12 protein-coding genes are annotated in these 12,966 nt (G+C 49.7%); 2 read left to right on the top strand and 10 right to left on the bottom strand.

Annotated elements, in window-relative coordinates; all coding sequences use genetic code 11:
* Position 1 precedes the first annotated feature (1 nt).
* The 10 genes from ACTQ3A_RS02375 to asnA all read right to left on the bottom strand — a co-directional run bounded on the left by ACTQ3A_RS02375 (position 2) and on the right by asnA (position 11,108).
* Positions 2-2,023 carry a V-type ATP synthase subunit I gene (locus tag ACTQ3A_RS02375; RefSeq protein WP_441493984.1) on the bottom strand — a complete coding sequence of 674 codons (2,022 nt, stop codon included), beginning with the start codon at positions 2,021-2,023 and terminating at the stop codon, positions 2-4.
* Positions 2,024-2,040: 17 nt separating this feature from the next.
* Positions 2,041-2,355, bottom strand: a complete 315-nt coding sequence (locus tag ACTQ3A_RS02370; RefSeq protein WP_441475485.1) for a hypothetical protein — start codon at positions 2,353-2,355, stop codon at positions 2,041-2,043.
* Between the two features lie 1,381 nt (positions 2,356-3,736).
* Positions 3,737-4,768 carry an aldo/keto reductase gene (locus tag ACTQ3A_RS02365; RefSeq protein WP_441099088.1) on the bottom strand — a complete coding sequence of 344 codons (1,032 nt, stop codon included), beginning with the start codon at positions 4,766-4,768 and terminating at the stop codon, positions 3,737-3,739.
* A gap of 48 nt (positions 4,769-4,816) precedes the next feature.
* On the bottom strand, positions 4,817-5,692 hold the full coding sequence (locus tag ACTQ3A_RS02360; RefSeq protein ID WP_441099089.1) for a LysR family transcriptional regulator: 876 nt from the start codon (positions 5,690-5,692) through the stop codon (positions 4,817-4,819).
* A gap of 221 nt (positions 5,693-5,913) precedes the next feature.
* Positions 5,914-6,861 carry a thiamine pyrophosphate-dependent enzyme gene (locus tag ACTQ3A_RS02355; protein ID WP_441487159.1) on the bottom strand — a complete coding sequence of 316 codons (948 nt, stop codon included), beginning with the start codon at positions 6,859-6,861 and terminating at the stop codon, positions 5,914-5,916.
* Positions 6,862-6,911: 50 nt separating this feature from the next.
* Positions 6,912-8,120, bottom strand: a complete 1,209-nt coding sequence (locus ACTQ3A_RS02350; protein ID WP_441493985.1) for a transketolase C-terminal domain-containing protein — start codon at positions 8,118-8,120, stop codon at positions 6,912-6,914.
* The gene (locus ACTQ3A_RS02345) at positions 8,117-8,425 is read right to left on the bottom strand and encodes a 4Fe-4S binding protein (protein WP_441493986.1); all 309 of its coding nucleotides are present in this window, start codon (positions 8,423-8,425) and stop codon (positions 8,117-8,119) included. Before ACTQ3A_RS02345 ends, ACTQ3A_RS02350 begins: the two co-directional genes overlap by 4 nt.
* Before the next feature lie 233 nt (positions 8,426-8,658).
* Positions 8,659-9,234 (bottom strand): 2-oxoacid:acceptor oxidoreductase family protein, encoded by a 576-nt coding sequence (locus ACTQ3A_RS02340; protein ID WP_441475488.1) that lies wholly within the window; start codon positions 9,232-9,234, stop codon positions 8,659-8,661.
* 408 nt (positions 9,235-9,642) lie between these two features.
* On the bottom strand, positions 9,643-9,981 hold the full coding sequence (locus ACTQ3A_RS02335; RefSeq protein WP_441099094.1) for a hypothetical protein: 339 nt from the start codon (positions 9,979-9,981) through the stop codon (positions 9,643-9,645).
* A gap of 116 nt (positions 9,982-10,097) precedes the next feature.
* Positions 10,098-11,108 (bottom strand): aspartate--ammonia ligase, encoded by a 1,011-nt coding sequence (gene asnA, locus ACTQ3A_RS02330; protein WP_441487162.1) that lies wholly within the window; start codon positions 11,106-11,108, stop codon positions 10,098-10,100.
* A gap of 379 nt (positions 11,109-11,487) precedes the next feature.
* Between asnA and ACTQ3A_RS02325 the strand changes: the two genes are divergently transcribed.
* Positions 11,488-11,751: an HPr family phosphocarrier protein gene (locus ACTQ3A_RS02325; protein WP_441493987.1), complete on the top strand. Its 264-nt coding sequence runs from the start codon at positions 11,488-11,490 to the stop codon at positions 11,749-11,751.
* A gap of 473 nt (positions 11,752-12,224) precedes the next feature.
* Positions 12,225-12,767 (top strand): glutathione peroxidase, encoded by a 543-nt coding sequence (locus ACTQ3A_RS02320; RefSeq protein ID WP_441475490.1) that lies wholly within the window; start codon positions 12,225-12,227, stop codon positions 12,765-12,767.
* The last annotated feature ends 199 nt before the right edge of the window (positions 12,768-12,966 follow it).

Genomic DNA, 12,966 nt, shown 5'->3' with positions numbered 1-12,966 from the left:
GTTACTTTTCCTCCTTGATCTGGATGTATTTTGTCATTGTATGGAAAGGAGCGAAGGGTCTGCCCCCTGCCTCATAGAACTTGCCGAAGAATTCTACGTACTGAAGCCGGTTTGTATGAACATATGCCCCAAGTGCGTTGATCGCGATATTCAGGGTATGCCCCAGCAGAAATACCACGATGAAAATGATTATTTTCGCGGGCCCTGAACCGAACATGGAGCCCATCATATTGATAACATTCGCGATGACGCCTGTTGCCAGCCCTAGAGCCAGAAGCCTTGAATAAGACAGAACATCGGACAGCCAGCTGGTTACTCCGTAGAGATCATAGGCGCCGAGCGCGATACGGATCGCCCAGTTCTTTCTGGAACGTCCCGACATCAGAAGGATCATCAGAGCGCCCGCTGCCGCACAAGCCCTTGCCGAAACGGAGACTCCGTCAGAAAACACAAAGGTCATTCCCGAGATGGAATGGAACAGATCCGTCGGCAGGAGCATCAGGATCAATCCCGTCAGAAACAGGTACCAGGACACCACATCAGAGAAAAAACCAGTAATGTCGCGATCCCTCAGCATCTCAAAACCCTTGATGCCGAGACCGGTGTACAGGTGTATGATACCGAAGAAAAGACACCAGATCAGAAGCCGCATCGGATTGTTGAGCGGGGCAAACCACAGAGGCTTAAGAACAACGGTATCCGCCGGAACTCCCATCCATGTATGAGCGACGACATCAATCACGTCCCCAAAGAATCCGCCGTACATGAACCCCCAGAAGGCTGTGGATATTCCGCAGAAGAAAAAAAGCTTCAGAAAGCGCTTCAGCCCGCGGTCCAGATTTCTGTGTTTCAAAAGAAGGATGCTGCAGATGAGTGCCATGACGATCCCGTACCCGGCGTCTGAGAGCATCATCCCGAAGAAAAACACATAAAACACGGACATGACTGCCGTCGGATCCACCTTGCCATGCTGGGGCAGGCCGTAAGATTCCAGAACTCCCTCTGCCGATTCGGCAAAACGGTTATTTTTCAGAAGTGTCGGCTCGATTTCGTCCTCCCGCTTCTCTTCGGTCTCCACAAAGGCGCCATACTTCTCGGACAGAAACTGCCCGATACGTTCAGCCTGGGCGGCAGGAACCCATCCTTCCAGAAAGAACACGTTTCTGCTCATGGGAATCTGACCGAGAAGCCGGTACTTCTCCGCGCGGGTGCGGTAATAATCCGCCATGATCCGGAAGTTTTCCCTCTCACCCGCATAGGAAGCGATCCGATCCTTCAGATTCTCAATCTGCTGCTTCTGCTCACGAATTTCGTTCTCGCATCCGGCAATCACCTCTGCCGGGATTCCGGTCACCGGAAGCGACGGACGGACAAAACCCGCTGACCGGAGGCTTTCCTCCACAGAGCGCTCCTCATCGGCAAGACAAAGCACCCAGATGCAGGTCATTTCATTTTCGGAGGACAAAATCTCACAGATGACCGCGGCTGGTTCCGAAAGGCTGCCGGAAGCGGTCGCGAGAATCTTTTCCGTGCTCCAGATTCCCGGAAGCGTCCCGATCAGAACAGATGTTTTCCTGGTTCCGGTCATGCTCATCGGTATGTCGAGATTCCTCCACGGGGTAAGACTTTCTTTCAGATTTTCGTCCTTCTGTATGATAACGCCGCATTCCTGGATTTTTCTCTCCGCTGACAGAAGGTCTGCGACCTCGACATTGAATTGATGACGGTTCCGGATGGCTTCCTGGTAGACGGAGCGTTCCAAAGCCTCCTTTCCTGAAAAAAGTCCGCCGGTCTTTCCTCCGGGGTACTGTTTCAGGAGGGTGAGTGCATCCTCAAAGCAGGCAGCGCGCTTCTCATATTTGGATCTGGCTGCCTGTGTGTCTTTCTCCGACAAATCGGAGGTTTCGCCCAGATCCTCAAGACGCATCTCCATGATCCCCATCGACTGCAATGTCTCAAGAATGGCCTTTCTGTTGCGGTTCAATGCGCAGATGCCAAGCTTCTGCATTTTTACAATTGCCATTCAGATTCCACCTTTATTTATCCGCCAAGTACAAGGCGTATCACGTTCTCTATTGCCGCCGGTTCCTGTTCCGCTGCCTTCTGCCTGAGCCTTGCGCATTCCTGCCCGGCTGCTGCAGAGGCTTCCCTCAGCAGCTGCTCTCCGGCTTCCTTCGCAGCTTCCATCGCCTCTGAATAATCTGCGGCGGCTTCCTGCTCCGCATCTTTCCGGATCCGGTCCGCATCCATGCCTGCCTGTTTTACGATGGATGCGGCGCGGTTCTTTGCTTCAATGATCCGGGCTTCGGCCTCCGCTTCCGCGTCTTTCACAGTCTGAATCGCATCGGACAGCATACTGTCACCACCTCTTTTCTGCAAAAATAAAAAATCACCGGCATTACGGTCACGAATATAGGTCAAGAATATAGGTGCGTTGTCAGTGATATACGTTTGAGATGTTATCCGGCTTCTCTCCGCCGGCCTGTGCAATTGGCTGGTATTCCACTTATGAAACGCAACGTTCTGCATATCGAAGAAGCGACAAATCGCGACGGATTGCGTGTCATAAAAGATCTGTGTGGATTCATCCGTTGTCTGAAACTGATGATAACAATATTATAGACATCTGTTCCGCGTTTTTCAATCATTTGTGTATAAAATTCGCAGGATTACGATAAAATATCTTTAGACCATGATTATTCGCAAACCATATGGCAGAAAGATATATTACGCATACATTTGCACAAAATCAGAAAATCCGGATTATGAATAATAGCGAAAGTCATCTGTGGATCCGGCTTATCGTTCGCAGGATCTGAAAATTAGATGGAAATATTGATTTAGATCGAGAAGAGAGAATAAGAACGGAGAGAAAAAAGAAGGATGGTCAACTGCACACAGCATGACATGATCGCAGAGAGCTCCCGCGTTCAGCAGACGAAAGGTTTGTATTTCAGGAAGAGAGGACAAGGAAGAGGAAAAGAGAAACAGGAAAGAGGACAAAAAAATGGGCTGTTCCGCTTTCTCGTCACGAAACAGCCCTTTTAATGAATTTCTAGAAGCTTCACTTTATAACCTCCTTTTCTATATTCTGTTATTTCATCAAGATTCCTTCCTGTCTCCTGAATTTGAAAAGCCTTTCACCCTGGGGTTCCAGATCTTATTCCTGAGATTCCGCCGTTGTTTCCGAATTCTGTATTCAGTGCTGACTTTTGAATTCTCTCTTCCTTTGAATCACTCATCTTCTGTCTTCAGAAGCATTTCGCGTTCCTGGAATCGTCATTTCTGCAACCTGCTGCGCAGGTTCACCATAAGCATCTGCTCTCTCGAATTCATTCTCTTCCGAGAACCATCCACTGACAGTTCCGGGAAGGTTTCTCTTCTGTGGAGTTTCTGCACTATCTTCTGTCAGGAACTCTTCAAAGGGAAGAAAAGAGGAAACTTCCGGTTCGGAAAGATATCTTGTTGTTACTTATATAATACTGATATATCTTCACTTTGTCAAGCGTTATTTGATAATAATTTATGAATATAATTATATTCAGAATATTGTGCAAGGCCACGAGATAAAACACTCTGCGCGAGTTTTATCTCGCTATCGCGACGCTCGCCGTACACGAATACTTCGCATTCGGCTGCGGCTCACTGTTCGCGTAAATAAAATACCGGTACAATTTTTGCGGAAGGATAAACAACTTCGTCGTATTGTACCGGTAAAAGGAAATTCTTTTTAAGGTTAGAAAGGCCTGTGGTTTTCATCGTAATTGATGCCGCAGATCTGGTCTATCCGGATCAGCTCCTCATCACTGAAATCGGTGTGACCGATAATTTTTACATTTTCCGCAATCTGCTCCGGTCTTGAGGCACCGATCAGAACTGAGCAGACATGATCATCCTTGAGGATCCACGCAAGCGCCATCTCGGCAAGCGTCTGTCCTCTCTCGCCGGCGAGCTTATCGAGTGCCCTGATCTGACGCAGCCTGTTCTCGGTGAGGTCGGAGGCATGGAGAAATCTTCCGTCCTTCGCGATCCGGCTGTCATCCGGAATCCCGTTGATGTACCGGTTCGAGAGCAACCCCTGCGCGAGAGGGCTGAAGGCGATGATGCCCATTCCGTTTTCGTAGCAGAAATCCTTCACGCCGTCTTCTTCGATGGTACGGTCAAAAATGGAATAACGCCGCTGATTAACAATCAGCGGGAGATGAATCTCTGCTGCAATCTCAATCGCGCGTTCGGTGTGCTCTCTGTCGTAATTTGAGATTCCGGCATAGAGCGCCTTGCCACTTCTGACGATCTGATTCAGCGCGTCCATTGTCTCTTCCAGAGGCGTTTCGGGATCCATTCTGTGATGATAAAAAATGTCAACATATTCCAGTCCCAGACGCTTCAGGCTCTGATCAATGCTGGCAGTAAGATATTTTTTGCTTCCCCAGTTTCCATACGGGCCTTCCCACATATCATAGCCCGCTTTAGTTGTAATGACGAGTTCATCCCGGTACGGCATGAAATCCTCGCGCAGGATTCTTCCCGCATTTGCCTCGGCGCTTCCGTACACAGGGCCGTAATTATTTGCGAGATCAAACTGGGTGATGCCAAGATCGAAGGCGGTCCGGCACATTGCCTTCATGTTGTCGTAATTGCCGTTGCTGCCGAAGTTGTGCCAGAAGCCGAGAGAAACCGCGGGGAATTTCAGCCCGCTGGCTCCGACGTGGTTGTAAGTCATACCGGAGTATCTTCCCGGATCTGCAATGTAAACGTCCTTTTCCATTCCTGTCTTCTTACCCCTTTCCTTTTGGGTGATGCATAAAATCTGCGCTCAGATATTCCGGCAGGTATCAAGAATGTACTGATACAGGGTTCGTACAGCTGGAGCCATTAACGCAGGATTCAGACACGCCAGGCCGATCTCCCGGTATGCGTCCGGATCCATGCGATATCGTCTGACATTATAGGGAATGTCGTTCATGACGAGTTCAGGCATGATACAGATTCCAAATCCCTTTGCGACCATGATGACCGTAGAAAGGTCATCCAGTACGTGATAGCGAATCTGCGTGGAAAAATTGTTCTGCCGCAGATAATTCTGTATATCGGCGTCGGTGGACTCTCTCTGCGCCACGAAATGATGGTGGCTCATCTCCTCAATTCCGATGGTATCTCCCTCGGATTTCTTCTCAAAGTCGGCGGAGACAATACAGAGCAGAGGATCCTTGTAAAAAATCTCAATCGGAATATCTCCGGCGCTCGATGCCGAAAGAAAGCCAAAATCAACGATTCCATTCTTGATCCAGTAACGGACATCATCGTAGGTCCCCTCAAAGACCTCAATCCGGATTGCAGGATACTGCGCCTCAAAAGAATGGATGATATCCGGGATCCAGTTGGTGCAAGCACTTGAGAAACAGCCGATCTTCACAGTTCCGGTCTTCAGGCCCTTATACTCCGCCACGACCTGCTGCAGACGCTCATCACTGTTCAATACCGAATTCACGTAGGGAAGAATGTGTTCTCCGTAATTGGTCAGGGTGACTCCCGATTTGTTGCGGGTAAGAACCGCAAAACCAAGTTCCTTCTCCATCGCGGAGATCGAATGACTGATAGCGGACGGCGTGAGGCCGAGTACATCAGCTGCCTTGTGGAAACTTCCCATCTCTGCAACAGTTTTGAATACCTGATACGTAAGTAGTGTCATCGATTCCCTTTCTTTATACGGATTTCTGTTCCTTGATATGAATCTCTGCGCGGAGGATCTCTGAAAAGTCCTGCCGGCCATATCTATTGACTATATCTATTGAAATGATAGCACAATAACATAAATAGGGTAACATATTTATGTGCGATATGGAAGCCCCTCTGCCGCGTCCGTTTTTGCCGTTCATTTTCCGAATTCAGGAGTATTCAGAAGGCAGGAGCTCAGTATCGCGAACATCTGTACTGGAGGTCCTCCCATCGCTTGTCCACTTCATTCTGAAAAACCTGTATCAGGTGTTCATTCTCCGGTTTGAACAGATGGCGGAATCTTCCCTGCGTTCTCAGAAAGTCCTCGATTGGAAGCTTGTGCTTTGGCACATAAGAAAGCTTCCAGACGCCGTGATCCACCTCAAAGAGCGGCCAATAACAAGTCTCGACCGCAAGACGGCAGATCTCCATGACATTTTCTGCCGGATATCTCCATCCGCGGGGACAGGGGGTCATTACATTCAGGAAAGACGGACCCTCTGTATAGATTCCCTTCTCCGCCTTTCTGTGCAGATCCTTGAAGTCTCTGGTCAGAGTAGTCTGTGCGGCATATGGAACATAGTGCTCGGCAATGATGGCGGTAAGGTCTTTGCGGTACTGTACCTTGCCGGCTGATTTTGTTCCGGCCGGAGTGGTGGTAGTATCCGCAAACATTGGCGTCGCGGAGGACCGCTGGATACCGGTGTTCATGTAGGCTCCGTTATCATAGCAGACGTAGAGCATGTCGTGTCCTCTCTCCATCGCGCCTGACAGGGACTGAAATCCGATGTCGTAGGTGCCGCCGTCACCCCCGAAGGTGATAAATTTGAAGCAATCCTTCTCCCCGAGACGATGTTTTCTTTTTAAAACTTTATAGGCGGTCTCAACGCCGGACAGCGTTGCTCCGGCGTTCTCAAAAGCGTTGTGGATGTAGCTGTCCTCCCAGGAAGTGTATGGATACATAAAGGAGGAAACCTCAAGACAACCGGTGGCATTTCCGATCACTGCATGATCTTCCGGCTTCAGTGCGCGGAGAACGGCGCGGACGGCGATGGTTGCCCCGCAGCCGGCACACATTCTGTGGCCCGGCGCAAGCCTCTCCGGCCTGGCGAGCATCGTTTTTAAGCTATAGTCATTACTCATTTCTGATTATCTCCTGTTTATGAGGGTATATTCGGGTTCTGATATCGTGTTTATCCGCGCAGATTCACATATTTGTGCTGCTGCACAGGTGTGCCTTCCTCCACAGCAGCCCGGAGCTCGGCAAATATTTCCTTTACATGATCTACGGTAAAATCTCTTCCTCCGAGACCGTAGATATAATTGACCGCCTCAATGAATACCCGGCTTCGGTACAATCCTGCCGTCACCTCACTGCCGAGAGGCCCGCCGTTTCCGTTATAGCTTTCGCAGCGGTCCATGATTGCAACCGCCTTGCAGTTCCGAAGTGCCTCCGCGATTTCCGCTTCAGGGAAGGGGCGGAAGACACGGAGTTTCAGTACGCCTGCCTTCCATCCCTTTTCGCGGAGCTCGTCAACCGCCTCCTTTGCTGTCCCGGCAGCGGAACCCATGATCAGCATGATGTAGTCTGCGTCTTCCGTCCGGTATTCCTCAAAAAATCCGTACTTTCTTCCGGACATCTGTTCAAACTTCTCCGCGACCTCCAGGATGACCTGGCGCGCATTTTCCATGGCGGTCTCCTGATTTTTCTTTGCCTCCATCTCATAGTTTGAGATCGAATAAGGACCGACGGAAACCGGCTTCCCGGGATTCAGCATGAACTCCTCCGGCTCGTAGGTGCCGGCGAATTTCTTCACGCTCTCATCCTCCAGAAGACAGATGTTCTGCACGGCATGGCTTGTGATGAAGCCATCCTGGCAGATCATCACGGGCAGGTGAACTCTCGGATCTTCCGCAATCGGATATGCCTGAATATAGTTGTCGTAAACCTCCTGGTTGTCTTCCGCGTAGATCTGAATCCAGCCGGTATCTCTCGCGCCCATGCCGTCGGAATGATCGCAGTTGATGTTGATCGGACCGGAAAGCGTGCGGTTCACCAGGGTCAGAACGATGGGCAGCCGGTTGGATGCCGCCAGCAGCAGCTCCTCCCACATGAGAGCAAGCCCAGCGGAGGATGTCGCTGTCATGGTTCGTGCTCCCGCTGCCTCAGAGCCGATAGCGGCAGACATTGCGGAATGCTCGCTCTCGACCGGAATAAAATCGGTGTCCATCTGACCATTCGCGATGTAGGCCGAGACCATCTGCGGTATTTCCGTAGACGGTGTTATGGGAAATGCCGGCATGACATCCGGCTCAACCTGCCGGATCGCATAGGAGACCGCTTCATTTCCGGACATCCTCTCCTTGATTTCTCTGCTCCTGATGATTTCCAGATTACTCATGGTTCAATGCCCTCCTTCATGACAATTGCGTCAAAAGGACAAACTTTTGCGCAGATGCCGCATCCCTTGCAGTGCATATAGTCAAAATCCAATCGTCTGCCGCCCTGAAAGGGGATAGCTCCGTCCGGGCAGACCGGACAGCACAGAAGGCACTGTCTGCATTTTTCCTTCATATAAACAGGGGTATTTGTCCTCCATTCTCCGGTGTTGAACTGTCTGGAGGTTCCGCCCGCAAAAATCTGCATGCCTTCCGTAAGACCGCCGCAGGGCGTCTGTTCGTTGATTTGTGATATATCGGTACGCATAAAAAATCCTCTCTGGACATTCGCTTCACGCGAAGTCCGTATATTCTCTGATCTTTTCTATAACTTCCGTCCGCTCAGATACAAGTGCAAATCCGCGCACAATGCATGTCCGCATACAGCTGCGTATCGGCTATCAATGTGTATCCGAACATAACCGAATGACCGTACACAACCTAAATGTCCTCACGCGCTGCAGGCGGATACAACTGCACGCCGGCACACTGACCGGCGGTTCAATCACCGACCGCTCTGAAGGCATCCTCCAATGCCCGCATGTTTCCATCGATGACCTCCGGCTTTTTCGCGAATTTGTGCTGAAAGGATTCCCGCATGTTGGCGACAAAAGAATCCTTATCCATGACCCGGCTGACCGCAACTGCTGCTGCAAGCATCGGTGTATTCGGGAAATTCTTTCCGAGTGCTTTTTCTGAAATCTCTCTTGCGTCGACAGTGACTACTCTGCCCTGATATCCGCGAAGCAGCGGCCGGATCTCATCCGGGGTTTTCGGCGTATTTACAATGATGGCGCCCTCTTCCTTCAGACCGTCAGTCACATGAACAGCGTGAAGAAGAGTCTCGTCTACGACAACCACATAGTCCGGATCATAAATATTAGAATGCACCCGGATCGGCATCCGGCTGATGCGGTTAAACGCGGTGATCGGCGCGCCCATCCGCTCCGGACCATATTCCGGAAAGCCCTGCACATACGCGCCGGTCTTAAAGCAGACATCTGCCAGAAGCAGCGCTGCGGTTTTGGCGCCCTGGCCTCCCCGGCCATGCCATCTGATTTCAACTGTGTTCTTCATTGCAAAATCCTCTCTGAATTTCTGCGGCTTCATACCGTATGCGGCAATGTTTCTTGCATAATCATTTTTATTCTGTTTGATATTGTTCATCTTTATGTTGATTTGCACTCAACTTTTACTATTATACAGAAAACACCGGAATTGTAAACAATTTTTGTTTATGTATCTTCACAAGAATGATGAAACTATTTCATCATTCTTCCAACGAGATAAAACACGCTGCGCGAGTATTATCTCGCTATCGCGACGCTCGCCGCACACGAATACTTCACATTCGGCTGCGGCTCACTGTTCGCGCAAAAAAATGAGCGGTCCCGGAGGCCTCAGCGCAGAGGTGATTCGCGCAAAGGTCCCGGGACCGCATCAGACCATATTCATTTTACCCCTCGGAATGAAGCTGTAACCGTCTCAACGTTCAAAGGCAAAATAGACAATCACTGCCTCTGCGTCTCTGTGAATCCAGACGCTCGTGTCCTCGCCGCTGTCGCTCTCGAGGTTTCCCGGATAACAGCCGTACTCGTGACCGGCTTTTTCGTCCTTTCCTCTGTCGGGAGCTTCCCCGAAGTCTCCCTTCTGGAACCGTGTCACATAATGGATGATTGTCTGAAATTCACTGCCGACGAAATAGATTTCACGGATACCTGCGGACAGATAGATGGTCTCTCCGTTGATCGTTCCGTAATACGCGGTTCCGTATCCCTTTTTCTTCCCACTGATGTATTTCTTCAAGTCGCTCAATTTCTCCATAGACGGGACCTCCTTTTGACTCATTTTACCGCGGCATGAGGCAAACGGCAATGAGAAAACGTGTGCGAACGGTCATTGTCCGCAGGTAATTCCGCGCAAAACGGGGCGCCTGTTCATCAGAGAAGCGTTACACCGTGGTCCGCTGCGTACTTCAGATCTTTCTCCGGCCACAGGGAGACCTGAACTTCTCCGATATGCGCCTTTCTGAGGAAGAACATGCAGATACGGGACTGTCCGATTCCGCCACCGATGGTGTACGGAAGCTTCTTCTCAAGAATTGCTTTCTGGAAGGGAAGCTCCGCTCTCTCCTCACATCCGGCTTCCTTCAACTGAAGTTTCAGAGAATCCTCATCCACCCGGATGCCCATTGAGGAAAGCTCCAGAGCAATATCAGTGACCGGATAATATACAATGATGTCACCGTTCAGAGACCAGTCGTCATAATCCGGCGCTCGTCCGTCGTGCTTCTCACCGGACTTCAGTCTTCCGCCGATCTGCTCGATGAAGATCGCACCGTGAATTTTGGCAAACTTGTACTCGCGGTCCTTCGGGGAGTCGTCCGGATACATATCTTCAAGCTCCTGGGAGGTCACAAAGGTGATCTGCTCTGGCAGGATGCAGTGCACATATTCAAATTTGTTCTCGACATACTTCTCTGTCACATGGAGGGCTTCGTAAACATTCTTTACGATCCTGTGAAGCGTCTCGCGGTTCCGCTCCTCCTTTGTGATGACGCGTTCCCAGTCCCACTGATCCACATAGATAGAATGAATGTTGTCTGTGTCCTCGTCCCGACGGATCGCATTCATATCCGTGTAGAGTCCCTGTCCCGGCTGAAAGCCGTAGCGCCCGAGAGCGTATCTCTTCCATTTCGCGAGGGATTGAACGATTTCAGCCTTTCGTTCATTCTGCTCTTTAATTCCGAAGCTGACAGGTCTTTCCACCCCGTTCAGGTTATCGTTCAGGCCGGATTCCGGATCTACGAAAAGAGGCGCTGACACACGCTGAAGATTGAGTTCCGCGGCCAGCTGGTTCTGGAAAAAATCTTTAACTTTCTTTATCGCGATCTGTGTTTCCTTCAGATCAAGTTCCGAATGGTAGCCGTCCGGAATAAAAATGCTGCTCATGGTCTATTCCTCCTATGTTTCTTCTAAAGTAGGTCAAGTACTTCTGACCTAGCTACAATAGCACATTTTTCACCGACGAACAACAAATTATGGATGAAAACAAGCACATCGCGACTCTGGAATACTTAAAATTCAGATGACTTTTGCCGGCATGTGCTCTGAAATAAGACGAGAGATCTCCCGGCGCCGATGCTTCCGGTCTGTTCTGACACAGACCCGCAATTTATGACTCATAGATCTTTGGATTTGATTTGAAATCTATTTTTCTAATGCTATGATGTCTGCTAAGGATGGAGACGTTTCCATATTGTATGTGGGATCGATCCCATCCCGAAACTGAAGCCGGACCTGCTTTGTAAGCATGAAGGAGAGTGAGAGTATGACTCGTTACATCGTAAATATTCCTTCCGTTGAGGAAGCGTCTGTTTTTTCTGCGAGAATCCAGAAAATGCCTTTTGATGTTGATCTGCACAGCGGCAGAACCGTGATCGACGCCAAGTCGGTTCTTGGTTTGATCTACTTTGGGGTAGGTCGGAACGTTTTTCTGGAGGCGCATACCGATCGCAAGGCTGATCAGGAAATGCTCGAAGAAGCGGTCCGGGATTATCTGGTGAAGGACGATCAGATGGCCCGGGTCATATAAAAAAAGCAGCCGCCATATCCTCGTGCTTAGTGGCGGTGACGGAGGAATCTGGTAACAGGTGCGTTGTGCGCGACGGTATGAGCCGTCAGGCTGCTTTGGGTTCCGCAAAGTCGCAGGTGTAAAAGCCTGCGGCTTTTTTTACGGTGCGCCGCAGCCGAATGCAAAGTATTCGTGTGCGGCGAGCGTCGCGATAGCGAGATAAAACTCGCGCAGCGTGTTTTATCCCGTTAACCGTTTTCCGTACAGATACATGCCTGAAAAATGCCTGAAAAACGTAATTGAAAAAATAAAAAAACGCTTGCTTTTCTCATTGAATTTGATACAATGTAATTGCGCAAAGATTTTACGCAATGTTATTGCGCTCAATTTAGTAAAAACATACGATATATTTTATGCCGCCGTCAGATCATGGCCATCTGCAGAGGAGAATGATTCACAGATGATGCCGGCGGAACAGCAGAAAGGACGACAGAATGAGTATTTATGATTATTCGGTAACAACTCCTCAGGGAGAGGAAGTTTCACTTGGACAGTTCAAGGGGAAGGTTATGTTGATCGTGAACACCGCGACCGGCTGTGGATTTACTCCGCAATACAAGGATCTGGAGGAAATCTACGAGGCCTTCCATGATAAGGGACTTGAAATCATCGATATTCCGTGCAATCAGTTTGCCGGACAGACCCCGGGAACTGATGAGGAAATCCATCAGTTCTGCACCCTGAAATACAACACACAGTTCCCGCAGATGAAGAAATCGGATGTGAACGGTGAGAATGCCCTTCCGCTCTATAAATATCTGAAGAGCCAGCAGGGATTCCATGGATTTGGCAAGGGTCCCACCGCTCTGATGATGAGCGCTATGCTGAAGAAGATCGACAGCGATTACAAGAACAACCCGGAAATCAAATGGAATTTCACCAAATTTCTTGTGGACCGCGGAGGAAATGTTGTGGCGCGTTTTGAGCCCACGGAAAAAATGAAGGATGTAAGCGCGGAGATCGAAAAACTGATTTAAATGGAACGAAACAATGAAGATCTGGACGGATTACACTGATTTGATTTCTGATCCAGAATGTAATTGCCCGGGGCCAGAGAATTTTCCGGTTCCGGGCAATTTCTGCTTTTTACGCGAACAGTGAGCCACAGCCGAATGCGAAGTATTCGTGTGCGGCGAGCGTCGCGATAGCGAGATAAAACTCGCGCAGCGTGTTTTA

It is taken from the genome of Bilifractor sp. LCP21S3_F8, from assembly GCF_052117805.1.
GTDB lineage: Bacteria > Bacillota > Clostridia > Lachnospirales > Lachnospiraceae > Bilifractor.
This window is presented reverse-complemented; position numbering and strand designations above follow the sequence as displayed.